Source organism: Rhodococcus sp. MS16 (assembly GCF_013277795.1).
GTDB classification, from domain to species: domain Bacteria; phylum Actinomycetota; class Actinomycetes; order Mycobacteriales; family Mycobacteriaceae; genus Rhodococcus_F; species Rhodococcus_F globerula.
The window spans coordinates 235974-251633 of record NZ_VBTM01000004.1; the positions used below are offsets into that span (position 1 = coordinate 235974).

Here is a 15660-nt window from a genome sequence, read left to right on the forward strand (position 1 = left end):
CTCGGTGCCGTGTTTTTACTTCAGTTCGGCAGACGTCTTTCCCAAGAGACGACGGGCAATGATCAGCTGCTGAATCTGCTGAGTGCCCTCGAAGATATCGAGAATCTTCGAATCCCGACCCCACTTCTCCAGCAGTGGACGCTGGGAGTAGCCGTATGTTCCGGCGAGTTCCACTGCCTTGAGGGTGATGTCGGTGCCCGTGCGGCCCGCCTTGGCCTTGGACATCGACGCCTCGAGGGAGTTCGGCTTCTTGTTGTCTGCCATCCAGGCTGCGCGCAATGCGAGCAGGTAGGCGGCTTCCCAATCAGCTTCCATCCGAAGGAACTCGGCCGCCGCGGCATGCTGGTTGTAGGCCGGTGTGTCGTACGAGATCTCGACGCCGGCTTCCGTCAGGATAGTGCGCAGTTCTTCGAGTGCGGCGCGGCCGACGCCGATAGCCATGGCGGCGACCATCGGGCGGGTGTTGTCGAACGTCTGCATGACGCCGGCAAAGCCCTTCTCCACGTTGACCTCTGCGCTGCCGAGGATGTTGTCCGCGGGGATTCGGCAGTCCTGGAGCAAGAGTACGGCGGTGTCGGACGCTTTGATGCCCAGCTTGTGCTCGAGGCGGGCGACGCTCAGGCCCGGCGCGTCGCGCGGCACGACAAACGACTTGATTGCGGCTCGGCCCTTGGATTTGTCGACCGATGCCCAGACGACGATGTGGGTGGAACGCTCACCGGCGGTGACAAAGATTTTCTCGCCGTTGAGAACCCACTCGTCGCCGTCCAAAACTGCTGTTGTGGTGACTGCAGCCGAGTCGGATCCGAAGCTGGGCTCGGTGATGGCCATCGAGGCCCACACCTTGCCGAACCGTTCGAGTTGCTCGTCGGTGGATACGGCTGCAATCGCGGCGTTGCCGAGGCCTTGGTAGGGGATCGAGAGCATGAGACCCACGTCGCCCCAGGAGGTTTCGAGGGAGTTGAGCAGTGCCGACATGTTGCCACCGTTGGCATTGCCGGTCTTGCCGGAGTCAGCTCGGCCGCCGGCAGCGCCGCCGATGTCGCCACCCGAGTCGGACAGACCCTCGACCATGGCGGCCATGGTGTCGAGTTCGACCGGGTACTCGTGTTCGGCTAGATCGTATTTACGTGAGATGGGTCGGAAGATCTGAGCTGCGACCTGATGCGCCTGGTTCGCGGATGCTTTGAGCTTCTTGGGAAGTTCGAGATTGATCATCGTGGTTCTCCTGAAAAGTCAGCGGCGTCAGATGAGGACAATGCCCTCGGCAACGCCGATGGCTCGAAGGTCGCGGTACCAGCGCTCGACCGGGTGTTCCTTGGTGAATCCGTGCCCACCGAGGAGTTGCACGCCGTCGAGGCCGATCTGCATGCCCTTTTCGGAAGCCAACTTCCGGGCGAGGGCCGATTCACGAGCAAAGGACAATCCCTGCTCGGCACGCGAAGCGCCACGCAGCGTGACCAGGCGCATTCCGTCCAGTTCGATGGCGATGTTGGCCACCATGAACGCAACTGCCTGCCGATGGCTGATCGGCTCGCCGAATGCTTCGCGCTCGTTCACGTACGGAATCACGTAGTCCAGCACGGCCTGGCTGGTGCCAACCGCCATCGATGCCCATCCGAGACGAGCGAGGCGGATCGCGTCGGCGTACTCGGCCTTGCGCTGATCGGCGTCGCCGTCGCCGAGAAGTGCGGATTCGGGGACCGAGACATCGGTGAGGATCAGGCGACCGAGCGATGCGGCCCGCAGTCCCATGCTGGGGTCAGCTTCGACGACAAGGCCTTTGGTGTCCGACTCGACGATGAAGAACGACGGCTTGCCGTCGAGTTCCGCGGCGATGACAAAAAGTTCCGACGTTGCAGCGGCCGGTACCAGGCTCTTGACGCCGTTGAGGCGGTATCCGCTGGGGGAGCGAACGGCCTTGGTCTGCAGTGCGAAGGGATCGAACAGCGCGCGAGGCTCGTTGACTACCACTGCGGCACCGGGAACCTGCTCACCGGTGAATGCGGGGAGATACGTCTTCTGCTGCGCGTCGGTGCCCCACTGAGTAAGGGCGACAGCTACGCCGCTGGGAGCGAGGATCGGCAGTGCCAGCCCCATGTCTCCGTGTGAGAGCGCCTCGGCGACAAGCGAGTTGGTGACCGCGCCGCGATCGGATGCGGCGCCGTCGAGTTCCTCGGGGACGTTGATCAAGGTGATCCCGAGTTCGGCCGCCCGCTTCGTCAGATCGGCAGGAGCGGCGGCGGCCGCATCGGCATCGTGTGCTGCGGTGCGCAGGATTTCCGATGCAAAGTCGCGCACGGTTTCGACGATCATCTTCTGGTCGTCGTCGGGCGTGAGGTCGAAGTAGTCCGAGTTTTTGGCGGGGTTGTCCGGCAGTCGCTTGGGCGCGTCGTTGCCGGCCACCTTCTTGAAACCGCGCGTAGCGGCGCCGAGAGTCTTGAAGCCGGTCTTGGTGCCCTCGTAGGTAACCCGGTCGATGGTCTGGCGCAGGTTGAACTTTTCTGCGAATTCAGAACCGGTGATCTTGGTCAGCACGCGCATGGCGGTACCCATCGCATCGCGCTTGACGGGGTTGAGGCCGACTGCGGACGTGTCGCGGGGGTGCGCCGTGGCATGGCTCTTGCTCGGGGCCACACTGTCTTGCTTGGTCATGATCACCAGGGGTTTCTCGGTGTCGGGGCGTTGGACCCCCTTATCTTACTCAGGAGTAAGGTCGGATGTCGAGCATCCCTCGAAATGACGCGAGTCACGTCTACTCCTCCCTGAGTAGGAGGTGCCACGACCCCGAGCGTCATAGGCTCGACAGGTGAACCGGACAGAGGTGCCAGATCGGATTCAGCGGTATGTGCGCTACTCGCCGCTGGTATTGATTCCGTGCTTACTGATTGCCAGCACGTATCCCGGGGAGTATCGGGTCCCCGTCGGCTATTGGATCGTCTCGATGCTGTCGGCGATCATCTTCGTGGCTGGTCGCCGGTGGCCGGTACTTGCTTCGCTGGTCATCTCGGCACTTGCGGTTCCGATGTTCGTCGCCGACGCGTGGGGTCTGTCCGAGCTCGTGCCGTATCTCGGAGCGGTAGCCGTTGTCGATGTCACGATGCGGGCCGAGCGCCGGGAACTGGTTGCCGTATCTGTAATCGGATGGTGCGGTTCCGTACTGGCAGGGATCTGGTTCGAATCTCACGAAGCATTCTTCTCGGTCACGACTGCCGTGAAAGTGCTTGCGTACGTGGGCTTACCGCTGCTGCTCGGACTATATCTGCGTTCGCAGCGTGAATTGGCCGCGAACAATCTCGCGCACACCCGAGCTGCGGAACGAAGCGCTCTGGCCCGTGAGCTGCACGACCTTGTTGCACACCACATGGCGTCGATCGTCCTGCGGATCGGAGTCGCTCAACACGTATTGGCACCTCAGGACGAGGCCGTGCGGGAAGTCCTCGCCGACGTGCGCGCGACGGCGTCGGATGCGCTGACCGATATTCGCCGTCTTCTCGTCGCATTGCGCGATCCCTCGCTCGGCGAGGTTGCTCTGGTCGAACCGGACGCCGTCGCCGCGGAGATCGAGGCTGCACTCGATCGTGTGCGTGCAGCCGGCTTCCAGGTCAAGGCGCACGTCGAGTCGGGCGCAGGTGACCTCGACGCCATCGGCCGGTTGACGCTGTTACGGGTAATTCAGGAGTCGCTGACCAACGTCATGAAGCACGGAGACAGGAAGGGGCCCGTCTCGGTATCTGTTCGTCGCAACGCCGGTCGGGTCGACGTCAAGGTGATCAACAATGTCGAGGGGTCGGCGAAGGGCGCCGGACACGGCCTCGTCGGAATGCGGGAGCGTGCAGAGTTGGCCGGCGGTGAGATGACCGCAGGTACGCTCGGTGACGGAAGGTGGGAGGTGCACGTGAGTATTCCGCTGTTGGCCCATCCGCTGTCGGTCAAGGGTGACGACTCGTGATCGCAGTGTTGGTTGTCGACGACCAGCGGCTGGTGCGAGCAGGTCTGCGGATGCTGTGCACTGCGGCCGAGGACATGACCGTATCCGGTGAGGCGTCGAACGGCGTCGAGGCGGTAGCGCTTGCCGCCGAACTGGATCCCGACGTAATCCTGATGGACTTGAGGATGCCCGGCCTCGACGGGATCGGTGCCACGCGGCAGATCGTCAAGTCCGGGCGGCGCGCACGCATTCTCGTACTCACCACCTTCGACGACGACGATCATCTGTATCCCGCGCTTGCTGCCGGCGCTTCGGGGTTTCTCGTCAAGGACACCGAACCCGCCGAGTTGCTCGGTGCCATTCGCCGGACAGCCGAGGGCGACATGGTGTTCTCCCCGGAACTGCTCCGCCGCGTCGTGGATCGGGCGGTGATCGGCACCGCCGCGGGCACTGCTGTGACAGAGGCGGTTTCGCTGACCGAGCGCGAATCGCAGGTTCTCGCCCTGGTTGCGGAAGGGAAGAGCAACCAGGAAATCGCGGACGCGTTGCATTTGGGTGTGACCACGGTCAAGACTCACGTGGCGAACCTGATGTCGAAGACGGGTTGCGACAATCGGGTTCGCCTCGCCGTGTACTACTTGCAGAACTTTCAGTGACCGGCGTGCGAACCAGGCGAAGGCATCGGCATGTCCATCTGCATCGGAGCCGCCTTCTGTCCCGGTTCGAGGACGAGGAATTGGCCCATCATCCCTTGATCCTCGTGCATCAGCAGGTGGCAGTGGAACATGTAAGGGAACGTGGGATCGGTGTACTCGGACCACTGCAGTGCGACGCGAATCCTGCTGCCCGGCGGCGTGTAAACGGTGTCCTTGAGGCCGCGCAGGTGCGGCGGGGGAGTGCGACCGTCGACGTCGAGGATCTGGAACTGCACGTCGTGGACATGGAAATTGTGTGGCCAGTTGTCCTTGTTGGTGATCGTCCACACCTCGGTCGCGCCGACCTCGGCCTCGAAGTCGATGCGGTTCATGTCCATTCGTTGCCCGTTGATCATGTACCACTGCAGATCGAAGGTTCGGGAGACGCTTGCCTTCGACGGATCGAGATGCGGCAGTACGGCCAACTGCGCCGGGAGAGTCGACCGTGACGCGCGGCTGGCAACCCCTCGCAGCTCGATGATGTCGAAGCGGTCGTTCATGCCGAAGTTCTCGGCGTCGGAGGAACTCACGCCACCGCCGTCCTCGATCGGGAACGACACCAGTGTGGTCGTCGCACCGGGGTCGACGCGAACCACGATCTCGGCTCGTTCGCCGGGGCTGAGCTGAATCCGCTTGATCGCAATCGGTGATTCGAGCAGTCCGCCGTCGGTGGCAATCAGATCGAACGTGCGGTCGTCGGGGAACCCCAGGTTGTAGAGACGGCCGGAGGAACCGTTCAGGATGCGCAGTCGCACAACGCCGGTAGTGACGTCGAGGTAGGCATCGGCGATGCCGTTGGCGACGATCGTGTCGCCGAGCAAGCCGACGTCGGTCGGGTCGGTCTCGTCGAAACTGCCGTCCGCGGTGAATCGGCGATCCTGGATGATCAGTGGAATATCATCCACTCCATAGGTTTTCGGGAGGTCCAGCGTATCGGTGTCGGCGTCGTCGATCAGGAACAGTCCGGCGAGTCCGCGCTGTACGTGCCGCTCGGTGGATCCATGCGGATGTGGGTGATACCAGAGCGTAGACGCCGCTTGGTCGATGGTCCACGCCGGTTCCCACCGCCCGCCGGCTTCGATGGTCTGGTGCGGTCCGCCGTCGAACCTGGCAGGTAGATGCATGCCGTGCCAGTGGACGGTCGTGGGCTCTGCCAGTGCGTTGTCGATCGTGAATGCGACAGATTCTCCGCGTCGGGCTCTGACCGTCGGACCGAGGATAGAGCCGTTGAAACCCCAAGTGTCAGTGATCTTTCCCGCGACTATCTCGGTGGTTCCGGCGCCGGCGCGGAGGGTGAAATGGCGGACGCCGGAGTCGTCGACCGTGGATGCAGCCAGCGGCGGAATCGGTAACGGACGTGAAGACCCTGCTGCTGCCGTAGGCCGCGAGGCGCCTGCGGAGTCGGCGGAGTCGGCGCCGCAGCCCACCGCAAGTCCGAGGGGCGCGGCAGCCAGACCGAACAGTATCGAGCGCCGGGAAATCCGGTTCATCATTCTCCTGAAGTAGTGCGTGATCGACTACTCCAAGTCAACGTGCCCGGATGCCGTGCCGAATCCTGCCGACGGGCCTGCCGGGACTCCTCCCTCAGGCCGTTGCGGCGAGTGGGGAGTTCTGCTACCTGGCCGGCTACCTCAGGCGAGCAAGAACATCTTCGTGCAGCAAGCCGTTGGTGGCAACGGCACTGCCACCGTGCGGGCCACTCCCGCCGGCCAAGTCGGTGAAGGTTCCGCCGGCTTCGCGGATCAGCACGTCCAGAGCGGCGAGGTCCCACAGGGAAACCTCGGGTTCGGCAGCGATATCGACTGCACCTTCGGCGACGAGGCAGTACGAGAAGAAGTCTCCGTACCCGCGTACGCGCCACACGTGATCCGTGAGATCGATGAACTGATCGCGGATTCCGCGGTCCTTCCAGCCGGACAAGCTCGAAAAACTCAGGCTTGCGGATTCACTGCGGTCGACGGCGGACACCTCGATCGTTCGGGCGTCGCCGCCGTCGTAGGCGGTAAAGGCACCCAAACCTGTTGCCGCCCACCAGCGTCGGTTCAGTGCGGGCGCGCTGACGACGCCGACGACGGGTACGCCGTCCTCGAGCAAACTGATCAGGGTCGCCCAGACAGGCACGTTGCGCACGAAGTTCTTGGTGCCGTCGATCGGATCGACCACCCACTGCCGTCCCTCGAATACCGCGTCGCCGCCGAACTCTTCGCCCAGCACCGAGTCGCCCGGTCGAGCCTCGGACAAGCTCGCGCGCACGGCGCGTTCGACGGCGAGGTCGGCGTCGGAGACCGGTGTGAGGTCGGGTTTGTCGTCCACTCGCAGATCGAGAGCGCCGAAGCGGGCGCGAGTGATCGCGTCGGCCTCGTCGGCGAGACGCAGGGCCAGAACAAGGTCGGAAGCGAGGTCGGTCACGGGTAGACAACTTACCGTCTTGCCCGCCCTGTCCCATCTACGCGCCCATCTGTGCGCCTACCTACGCGGGCAGAACTTCGTTCAGCTTTCCGGTCGCCACATCGAAGACAAATCCGCGCAGTGAGGTCGTTGCAGTGATGAACGGACTGCTCTCGATTCGGCGTAGTGATTGCCGTACGTCTTCGTCGACGTCGGGGAACGATTCGGGCGACCAGGACGGTTTGACGCCGATCTCGTCCTGGATGGTGCGCTTGAAATCGTCGTCCGTGAACGTCAGCATTCCGCAGTCCGTGTGGTGGATGAGGATGATCTCGGTGGTGCCGAGGAGGCGCTGGCTGATGGCAAGCGACCGGATCTCGTCGTCGGTGACCACACCGCCGGCGTTGCGGATGACGTGTGATTCGCCTTCCTTGATGCCGAGGGCACGGTAGACGTCCAGACGGGCATCCATGCAGGCGAGAACGGCAACGTGTTTGCTCGGCGGCAGGGGGAGTGGCCCGGAGAATTGCGCGGCGTATGCGGCGTTGTTCTGTAGATATTCGTCGGTGACGGTCATGGATACGCCTTTCTGGTTCGGGTCCTGATTCGAGTCGCGGTTATTGCAGGGTTTGGCACCCGGTAGCCTTGAGAACCGTGCATCCTGACGTAATTGCAGACCTGAACGCGCTCGACACCACCCTTCGCACCTGCGAGTCGGTCGTGGACGTCGAAGAGCTGCGTCGACGCATCGACGAGCTCGAACATCAGGCTGCCGATCCCGGCTTGTGGAACGACCAGGATCACGCTCAGCAAGTAACCAGCCAGCTGTCGCATGCCCAATCGGAGCTTCGTCGAATCGTGGCGCTGCGAGAGAGGCTCGACGAGATGCCGATTCTCTACGAATTGGCCGAGGACGAAGGCCCTGACGCGATTGCCGACGCCGACGCCGAACGTGCCAGCCTGCGCGAGGACATCGCGGCGATGGAAGTCAAGACCATGCTGTCCGGCGAGTACGACGAGCGTGACGCGCTGATCAACATCCGCTCCGGCGCAGGCGGCGTCGACGCAGCGGACTGGGCCGAGATGCTCATGCGTATGTACATCCGTTGGGCGGAAAAGCACGACTACGGCGTCGAGGTCTACGACACGTCGTACGCCGAAGAAGCGGGACTCAAGAGCGCGACGTTCGCGATCAAGGGGCCGTACACCTACGGCACGCTGTCTGTGGAAATGGGCACGCACCGCCTGGTCCGGATCAGCCCGTTCGACAACCAGGGCCGCCGTCAGACGTCGTTTGCCGAGGTCGAGGTTCTGCCGGTCGTCGAGACTACCGACCACATCGAGATCAACGAGAACGACATCCGCGTCGATGTCTACCGTTCGTCCGGTCCGGGTGGTCAGTCCGTCAACACCACGGACTCCGCGGTTCGCCTGACACACATCCCGACGGGCATCGTCGTGACGTGCCAGAACGAGAAGTCGCAGCTCCAGAACAAGGTGTCGGCGATGCGCGTCCTGCAGGCAAAGCTGCTGGCGGTCAAGCGTCTGGAAGAGCGAGCCGAGATGGATGCGCTCAAGGGCGACAGCGGAAGCTCCTGGGGCAACCAGATGCGTTCGTACGTCCTGCACCCGTACCAGATGGTCAAGGACCTGCGCACCGAGTACGAGGTCAACAACCCGTCCGCAGTGCTCGACGGTGACATCGACGGTTTCCTCGAGGCCGGCATTCGCTGGCGCATGAGCGAGAACCAGTCCGCATAAGCGGCAACCGAAAGGCACGATGACTTTTCTCAGACCTGGGCAGAACCTGCTCGATTGGCTCCAGAACCCTGGATTGTCGGTCCTCATGACCGTGCTCGGAGCGATGATCCTTGCCCGTTTGGTCAGTTGGGGCGGCAACAAGGTCACCGACCAGATCGACGCCAACTATCAGTTGGGTGACGCTCTGGTGCGGTCGGAGGCGACCAAGCATCGTCACTCGGTCGCGCAGGTCATCACATGGGTGATCATCACGTTCATCTACGTGATCGCGACACTCAAGGTTCTCGACCAACTGAACCTGCCGATCGGCAGTTTGGTCGCACCGGCAACGGTGCTCGGCGCGGCACTGGGCTTTGGTGCGCAGCGCGTCGTGCAGGACATTCTGGCGGGCTTCTTCATCATCACCGAACGCCAGTACGGATTCGGCGACACCGTGAGACTGGCGATCACTGGCTCGTCCGACGACGCCGAAGGTGTCATCGAGGACGTGACGTTGCGAGTCACTCGAATGCGGAACGCCGACGGTGAAGTGATCACCGTTCCCAATGGTCAGATCGTGAAAGCGACCAACCTGTCCAAGGATTGGGCACGCGCGGTCATCGACGTTCCGGTTCCCGCCACTGCCGATCTCAACCGCGTCAACGAGGTCTTGCGTCAGGTCGGCGTCGATGCAATGTCCGACCGTGGACTCAAGAAGCTTCTCCTGGACGAGCCGACGGTCATGGGCATCGAAAGCCTCGAAGTGGATCAAGTCAGCATTCGGATGGTGGCGCGCACGCTACCCGGCAAACAGTTCCAAGTCGGCCGGGCACTGCGTGTGCGAGTTGCCGCGGCACTGCGTCGACAAGGAATCACCGTCACGCCGGGACTTCATACGGGCGACATCGAGGAGGCGAGCGAATGACCGAGCAGGAACCCCGGCGCGGTCTCGACCGGCTCATCCATCTCGACTGGATGCCGTCCCGCTTGTTCGGTGGCCGGATGCGGACGTCGACATTCATCTTGGTCGTGGCCTGGATCCTCGCCTACGTCGCCAACGCGTATCTCAACCCGGCGGAGCCAACCGTGGCCACGCCCGCGCCGGCCGCAGGATCGTCGGTGACGGAGCCGTACACGCAGCCTCCGGTGGCGACAACGACAACGGCTGTCCCGGAATCTTCGACGCCTCCGTCCTCGGAATCGGTGCCGTCGACGAGTGTGGTTCCCGGTTCAGCAACTCCCGGTTCAGCTCAGAGCGGTGTTTCGACGACGGTGACGACGACAGCACAGCCTCCAGGCCCTCCGGTCGGTAACTCCGGCAACGAAAATTCCAACTCGGGCAATTCCAACAGCACAGTCACGACAATTCCGAGCACAACAGCCGCGACAACCAGTGGAGCCGGGTAATACGGGCGCACTCGCCGCGCGTTGCTCCAAGGTCACTGTTCGATAACGGCTAGACTGGCTTGTTGTGATCAGCATGAAGAACGTGTCGAAGTCCTACAAGGCCTCCACCAGGCCGGCGCTCGACAATGTCAGTGTGGAGGTGGAAAAGGGGGAGTTCGTCTTCCTCATCGGCCCCTCCGGCTCTGGCAAGTCGACCTTCATGCGTCTACTGCTGAAAATGGAGTCGCCGACGTCCGGTGACATCGAGGTCGCGGATTTCCACGTCAACAAGTTGTCGGCCCGTCGAGTTCCGAAGCTGCGGCAGGCCATGGGTTGCGTTTTCCAGGACTTCCGACTGCTGCAGCAGAAGACGGTGTCCGAGAATGTCGCGTTTGCGTTGGAAGTGATCGGTAAGCCACGCGACGTGATTGCGCGCACTGTTCCCGAGGTCCTCGACATGGTCGGCCTCGCCGGCAAAGCCGATCGACTTCCGACCGAACTGTCCGGTGGCGAGCAGCAGCGCGTAGCCATCGCGCGCGCTTTCGTGAACCGGCCGCTGGTCCTCCTCGCCGACGAGCCGACCGGCAACCTCGATCCCGAGACCAGCCAGGACATCATGCTGCTGCTCGAGCGCATCAACCGCACCGGCACCACTGTCGTCATGGCCACTCACGACCACCACATCGTCGACTCGATGCGTCGACGAGTCATCGAACTCGATCTCGGCAAGGTCAGCAGAGACGAAGCGCGGGGTGTGTACGGCGTCGGCAGGTAAACGCCGACTGCTCACCACTCGTCCGAACGCCCACCGGTAGCCGCGAAGCCGCCGATCATTCGAGAAGGAATCGGATTCCCCGATGCGTGCCAGTTTTATTTTCAGCGAGGTCCTGACCGGCCTGCGCCGCAACATCACTATGACCATTGCCATGATCTTGACGACCGCCATTTCGCTTGGACTCTTCGGCGGCGGCCTCCTCGTGGTTCAGATGGCCGGTAAGACGCAGCAAATCTTCCTCGAGCGCGTCGAGGTCCAGATCTTCCTGACGGATGATATTTCCGCCGCGGACCCCGGTTGCGAGCAGGAAATCTGCAGCACTCTGCGGCAGGAACTCGAGCAGACACCGTCCGTCGTCGCGGTTCAGTTCCTCAATCGCGACGACGCGGTGAAGGACGCGACCGAGCGAGTCTTCAAGGACCAACCCGAGTTGGCCGCACTGGTCAGCCCGGACAGCTTCCCGGCGTCGTTCAAGGTCAAGCTCAGCGACCCGGAACGATTCGGCGTCATCAACGACACGTTCGGTTCGCGGCCAGGCGTGGAAAGTGTTCTCAATCAGCGCGAGCTCGTCGACCGTCTCTTCAGCGTCCTCGGCGGTGTCCGCAATGCAGCCTTTGCGATCGCCGTCGTGCAGGCCATCGCCGCTATTCTGTTGATCGCCAACATGGTTCAGATCGCGGCATTCACGCGTCGTACCGAGGTCAGCATCATGCGACTGGTGGGCGCAACACGCTGGTACACACAGCTTCCGTTCTTGCTCGAGGCAATTGTTGCCGCTTTGATCGGCGCGGTTCTGGCGATCGCCGGTCTCTTCACAGCAAAGAACCTTTTCATCGACGGAGTGCTGGCCGACGTCTACGAAGCCAACATCGTCGCCCGTATTTCGAACAGCGACATCCTGTTCGTCTCACCGTTCCTGGTCCTCGCAGGCGTGGGAATGGCAGCGATCACCTCGTATGTCACGCTTCGTTTGTACGTGCGCGAGTAATTGGTTTGCACGGCCTTCTATGCTGAGAGCAAGAGTTGTTTGCATTATTGGGTAAGACAGCGGACTGAGAGGCCCGGACAGTGAAGGAAAAGGGCCGCAAGGTCATTGCGACCAATCGCAAAGCGCGTCACAACTACACGATCATCGACACCTACGAAGCGGGAATCGCGCTCGTGGGCACCGAGGTCAAGAGTTTGCGCGAAGGTAAGGCGTCACTCGTGGACGCGTTCGCAACCGTCGACAACGGTGAGGTGTGGCTTCGATCGCTGCACATTCCGGAATACACGCAGGGCTCGTGGACCAACCACTCGCCGCGTCGGACCCGGAAGCTGTTGCTGCACAAGCGCGAGATCGAACACCTCGTAGGCAAGACCCGCGAGGGCAACCAGACGCTGGTTCCGTTGTCGATGTACTTCTCCGACGGCAAGGTCAAGGTCGAACTTGCTCTCGCGAAGGGTAAGCAGGACTACGACAAGCGTCAGGACATGGCCAAGCGCACCGCCGAGCGTGAGGTGACCCGCGAGCTGGGGCGTCGGATCAAGGGCATGCGCGGGTAGTAGTCGGCCTGATCTCAGCCGCGGCGGTCGGCCGGCGCAGCGCGTAGGTGTACTCGTTCACCTTGCTTGCCGAACAGGCTGATCACCTCGGCCGGGCGGCCGTCTGCGGCGCTGAATCGGTGGGGGATATGAGTGTCGAACTCGGCGGCTTCACCCGCGCCCATGACAAAATCGCGATCACCGAGCTGTAGCCGGACCCGGCCCGACAGCACGTACAGCCACTCGTACCCTTCGTGAGTACCCGGCTCGCGGATGTCCTCGGTGGGCGCGAGGATCATCTTGTAGGCCTGGAGGTTTCCCGGCTGGCTGGTCAACGGAATGATCGTCATCGATCCCACCTTTTGCGGTTCTTCCCGCACCCGAGGGTCTGCGATCTTGCTGTTGACGAGGTCGTCGAGCGGGACGCCGTGCGCTTTCGCAATCGGCAGCAGCAACTCCAAGTTGGCTCGGCGAGTGCCGGATTCGAGCCGCGACAGCGTACTGACGTTGATGCCGGTCGCCTCGGAGAGATCGGTCAACGTCATATCGGATTGCTGGCGCAGTGTGCGCAGGCGCGGGCCGATTCCCGCGAGGACGGCGTCGAACGATGATTCGGTCATTCTTCCATTTTGCCAAATCAGCAATCATGTTTGTCAAGTTGGTGTTGCGATGCAATCCTGAATTCATGACACAGACCTCTTACGACGCAGCAGACACCTACGACGTGGCAGTGATAGGAGGCGGCGCTGCCGGACTCAACGCCGCGATCATCCTCGGTCAAGCCCGCAGATCCGTTGTGGTTTTCGACAACGGCGCTCCGCGCAACGCAGCGGCAGATCACATGAACGGATTCCTCTCTCGCGACAGGATGAATCCAGCCGAACTCCTCGCCATCGGACGCGACGAAGTCCGGAAATACGGTGGAGAGTTCCATGACGGGACCGTCGTGGCGGTCGAACGAGACGAAGACTCCCGTGGGAGTGGATTCGCGATCACCCTTGCTGACGGCGCTCGAATCTCGGTGCGCAAAGTCCTGGTGGCGACAGGATTGACCGACAGGTTGCCGGATGAACTCAGTGCCTTCGGTGAGCGGTGGGGCCGCGACGTCCTGCACTGCCCGTACTGCCATGGATACGACGTGCGTGATCAACCGTTGGGTGTCATTGCCAAGAGTGTCGAGTTCGCGATGCATCAGGCCCCGATGATCCGTCAATGGTCGGACGATGTGGTGCTGTTCCTCCATCGGATCGAGGATCTCAGCGCCGAGGATCGGGAAAAGCTTGCAGCGCTCAATATTTCGATCGTCGAAGGCGAGGTGGCAGCGCCAGTACTCGAGGATGATCGTCTCGTTGGAGTGCAACTGGCCGACGGTAGAACTGTTGCGCGGTCGGCGATCTTTGTCGGAGGCGCGGTCACGATGGATCCGAACGATTCGATTTTGCGGTCGTTCGGCGCAGCGACGGCGGCGACGATGATGGGTGAGTTCGTCACCGTCGACATGATGGGTGCCACAAGCGTGTCCGGCGTCTTCGCGGCAGGCAACGTTGTCGATCCGGGTGCGCAGGTCATCATGGCCGCAGCAGCAGGCGCGAAGGCAGGAGCCGGAATCAACATGGCGCTTACGGCCGATGATCTGGAGGCGGCGTTGGCGCTCCGAGGTTCGATTTCTGCGTAGCAGTTGGTTTTCTGCGTAGCGTGGTGTGATGGATACGGTGCGAGTGTTGATCACAGGAGCTACCGGCTACATCGGCGGGCGTCTGGCTCCCAGGTTGGTTACAGCGGGGCATCACGTCCGGGTGCTGGTACGCAGTCCTGAGAAGTTGCGCGATGTGCCGTGGCGCGAGTCCGTCGAGGTAGTTAAAGCTGACCTGAGTGACAAGGCATCCCTTGCAGGCGCTTTCGACGATATCGATGTTGTCTATTACCTTGTCCACGCCATGGGCGGTGGTGGCTCGTTTTCCGATGTCGACAAGCGCAGCGCGGTGAATGTGGCCGAAGCGGCTGCGGCCGCTGGTGTTCGCAGAATCGTCTACCTCGGCGGACTGCATCCATCAAACGCAGAACTGTCGACGCATTTGAAGTCTCGGCTGGAAGTCGGCCGGATCCTGCTGGACTCTGCCGTTCCGACTGTCGTGTTCCAGGCCGGCGTGGTGATCGGTTCAGGTTCGGCCTCTTTCGAGATGGTTCGCCACCTGACCAACCGCCTGCCGGTGATGACCACACCGAAATGGGTGCACAACAAGATTCAGCCGATTGCCGTGCGCGATGTACTCCATTACCTGGTGGCTGCGGCGGCCACGACTCCGGAGATCAACCGCTCATTCGATATCGGCGGACCGGACATCATGCAGTACGGCGAGATGATGAACGCCTACGCCGATGTTGCGGGGTTGGTGCGTCGGCGCATTGTCGTTTTGCCGGTCCTGACCCCGAGGCTCGCCGGTCTCTGGGTGGGGTTGGTCACGCCCATTCCGCACGGGCTCGCAATGCCGCTGATCGAGTCACTGCAGAACGATGCCGTCATGCACGATCACGACATCGACGGTTTCATCCCGCCGCCAGAAAGCGGGCTCACCACATATCGCGAAGCGGTACGGCTGGCTCTGCGCAAGATCGGGAACGGAGAGGTCGAGACTTCGTGGTCGGGTGCAACCATCGCCGGCGCACCGTCGGATCCTCTACCGTCTGATCCGGATTGGGCCGGTGAAACGGTGTACGTCGACCATCGTGAACGTGATTGTGCCGCGGACCCGGAGACCTTGTGGAAGGTGGTCGAATCCATCGGCGGCGAGAACGGTTGGTACTCATTCCCTTTGGCCTGGGCAATTCGAGGATGGATGGACCGAGCGGTGGGCGGCGTCGGGTTACGGCGGGGTCGGCGTGATCCGCGTCACCTCAATACCGGTGAAGCCCTGGACTTCTGGCGGGTCGAAGAAATCGACAGAGGAAAGTTGCTGCGACTGCGGGCCGAAATGAAAGTCCCCGGTGGGGCGTGGTTGGAGCTGAGAGTTTCGGAGGGGCAGCGCGTCTCCGAAGGGCAAGGTGGTGGATCGCGTCTGGAGCAGCGCGCTGTATTTTTCCCGCGAGGCTTGGCTGGGCGACTGTACTGGTACTCGATCCTGCCGTTCCATGGCGTCGTTTTCGAGGGCATGATCACCAACATCACCAGCACAGCGGAACGCTCGATTTAATTGGTATGACTTCCGTGCGGCAGCGCGTTA

At 62.3% G+C, this 15660-nt stretch carries 16 protein-coding genes; 10 read left to right on the top strand and 6 right to left on the bottom strand.

Features of this window, described 5'->3' with window-relative positions; translation table 11 throughout:
- Positions 1-15 precede the first annotated feature (15 nt).
- Both FEZ60_RS10580 and FEZ60_RS10585 read right to left on the bottom strand, forming a co-directional pair.
- Complete coding sequence (locus tag FEZ60_RS10580) at positions 16-1218, bottom strand: acyl-CoA dehydrogenase family protein (RefSeq protein ID WP_033231139.1); 1203 nt, start codon at positions 1216-1218, stop codon at positions 16-18.
- A gap of 27 nt (positions 1219-1245) precedes the next feature.
- Positions 1246-2661: an acyl-CoA dehydrogenase family protein gene (locus tag FEZ60_RS10585; RefSeq protein WP_045070477.1), complete on the bottom strand. Its 1416-nt coding sequence runs from the start codon at positions 2659-2661 to the stop codon at positions 1246-1248.
- A 148-nt stretch (positions 2662-2809) separates the two neighbouring features.
- Between FEZ60_RS10585 and FEZ60_RS10590 the strand changes: the two genes are divergently transcribed.
- Together FEZ60_RS10590 and FEZ60_RS10595 are read left to right on the top strand one after the other, a co-directional pair.
- Positions 2810-3952: a histidine kinase gene (locus FEZ60_RS10590; RefSeq protein WP_230589964.1), complete on the top strand. Its 1143-nt coding sequence runs from the start codon at positions 2810-2812 to the stop codon at positions 3950-3952.
- Entirely contained in the window at positions 3949-4587 is a 639-nt protein-coding gene (locus tag FEZ60_RS10595) for a response regulator transcription factor (RefSeq protein ID WP_116101534.1), read from the top strand. Before FEZ60_RS10590 ends, FEZ60_RS10595 begins: the two co-directional genes overlap by 4 nt.
- Here the strand turns inward: FEZ60_RS10595 and FEZ60_RS10600 are convergent.
- From FEZ60_RS10600 to FEZ60_RS10610, 3 genes are all read right to left on the bottom strand, one after another.
- On the bottom strand, positions 4581-6116 hold the full coding sequence (locus FEZ60_RS10600) for a multicopper oxidase domain-containing protein (RefSeq protein ID WP_116101532.1): 1536 nt from the start codon (positions 6114-6116) through the stop codon (positions 4581-4583). The genes FEZ60_RS10595 and FEZ60_RS10600 overlap by 7 nt on opposite strands.
- A 136-nt stretch (positions 6117-6252) precedes the next feature.
- Positions 6253-7035, bottom strand: a complete 783-nt coding sequence (gene hisN / locus FEZ60_RS10605; RefSeq protein ID WP_045070469.1) for a histidinol-phosphatase — start codon at positions 7033-7035, stop codon at positions 6253-6255.
- A 61-nt stretch (positions 7036-7096) separates the two neighbouring features.
- The gene (locus FEZ60_RS10610; protein WP_045070466.1) at positions 7097-7591 is read right to left on the bottom strand and encodes a carbonic anhydrase; all 495 of its coding nucleotides are present in this window, start codon (positions 7589-7591) and stop codon (positions 7097-7099) included.
- A gap of 77 nt (positions 7592-7668) precedes the next feature.
- Here FEZ60_RS10610 and prfB point away from each other — a divergent pair, with 77 nt between their 5' ends.
- The 6 genes from prfB to smpB all read left to right on the top strand — a co-directional run bounded on the left by prfB (position 7669) and on the right by smpB (position 12460).
- Complete coding sequence (gene prfB / locus FEZ60_RS10615) at positions 7669-8775, top strand: peptide chain release factor 2 (RefSeq protein WP_033231132.1); 1107 nt, start codon at positions 7669-7671, stop codon at positions 8773-8775.
- A 19-nt stretch (positions 8776-8794) separates the two neighbouring features.
- Positions 8795-9679 carry a mechanosensitive ion channel family protein gene (locus tag FEZ60_RS10620; protein ID WP_033231131.1) on the top strand — a complete coding sequence of 295 codons (885 nt, stop codon included), beginning with the start codon at positions 8795-8797 and terminating at the stop codon, positions 9677-9679.
- Positions 9676-10161 carry a hypothetical protein gene (locus FEZ60_RS10625; RefSeq protein ID WP_172936080.1) on the top strand — a complete coding sequence of 162 codons (486 nt, stop codon included), beginning with the start codon at positions 9676-9678 and terminating at the stop codon, positions 10159-10161. Before FEZ60_RS10620 ends, FEZ60_RS10625 begins: the two co-directional genes overlap by 4 nt.
- Before the next feature lie 64 nt (positions 10162-10225).
- A complete protein-coding gene (gene ftsE / locus FEZ60_RS10630; protein WP_033231130.1) occupies positions 10226-10915 on the top strand; it encodes a cell division ATP-binding protein FtsE in 690 nt (229 codons plus the stop codon).
- 82 nt (positions 10916-10997) lie between these two features.
- Positions 10998-11903, top strand: a complete 906-nt coding sequence (ftsX, locus tag FEZ60_RS10635; RefSeq protein WP_033231129.1) for a permease-like cell division protein FtsX — start codon at positions 10998-11000, stop codon at positions 11901-11903.
- 80 nt (positions 11904-11983) lie between these two features.
- A complete protein-coding gene (gene smpB, locus FEZ60_RS10640; RefSeq protein WP_033231128.1) occupies positions 11984-12460 on the top strand; it encodes an SsrA-binding protein SmpB in 477 nt (158 codons plus the stop codon).
- Between the two features lie 14 nt (positions 12461-12474).
- Here the strand turns inward: smpB and FEZ60_RS10645 are convergent, their stop codons facing one another.
- Complete coding sequence (locus FEZ60_RS10645) at positions 12475-13059, bottom strand: XRE family transcriptional regulator (protein ID WP_092801048.1); 585 nt, start codon at positions 13057-13059, stop codon at positions 12475-12477.
- 65 nt (positions 13060-13124) lie between these two features.
- On the opposite strand from FEZ60_RS10645, the gene FEZ60_RS10650 reads away from it, so the two are divergent.
- Positions 13125-14114: an NAD(P)/FAD-dependent oxidoreductase gene (locus tag FEZ60_RS10650; RefSeq protein ID WP_242484541.1), complete on the top strand. Its 990-nt coding sequence runs from the start codon at positions 13125-13127 to the stop codon at positions 14112-14114.
- Between the two features lie 28 nt (positions 14115-14142).
- Positions 14143-15630, top strand: coding sequence for an SDR family oxidoreductase (locus FEZ60_RS10655; protein ID WP_045070461.1), 1488 nt, complete (start codon positions 14143-14145; stop codon positions 15628-15630).
- Positions 15631-15660: the final 30 nt, after the last annotated feature.

Coding starts and splice junctions, on each gene's coding strand:
- FEZ60_RS10620 (WP_033231131.1), top strand. CDS start 8,795: ATGACTTTTCTCAGACCTGGGCAGAACCTGCTCGATTGGCTCCAGAAC.
- FEZ60_RS10625 (WP_172936080.1), top strand. CDS start 9,676: ATGACCGAGCAGGAACCCCGGCGCGGTCTCGACCGGCTCATCCATCTC.
- FEZ60_RS10580 (WP_033231139.1), bottom strand. CDS start 1,218: ATGATCAATCTCGAACTTCCCAAGAAGCTCAAAGCATCCGCGAACCAG.
- FEZ60_RS10600 (WP_116101532.1), bottom strand. CDS start 6,116: ATGAACCGGATTTCCCGGCGCTCGATACTGTTCGGTCTGGCTGCCGCG.
- FEZ60_RS10650 (WP_242484541.1), top strand. CDS start 13,125: ATGACACAGACCTCTTACGACGCAGCAGACACCTACGACGTGGCAGTG.
- ftsX (WP_033231129.1), top strand. CDS start 10,998: ATGCGTGCCAGTTTTATTTTCAGCGAGGTCCTGACCGGCCTGCGCCGC.
- FEZ60_RS10655 (WP_045070461.1), top strand. CDS start 14,143: ATGGATACGGTGCGAGTGTTGATCACAGGAGCTACCGGCTACATCGGC.
- FEZ60_RS10645 (WP_092801048.1), bottom strand. CDS start 13,059: ATGACCGAATCATCGTTCGACGCCGTCCTCGCGGGAATCGGCCCGCGC.
- FEZ60_RS10610 (WP_045070466.1), bottom strand. CDS start 7,591: ATGACCGTCACCGACGAATATCTACAGAACAACGCCGCATACGCCGCG.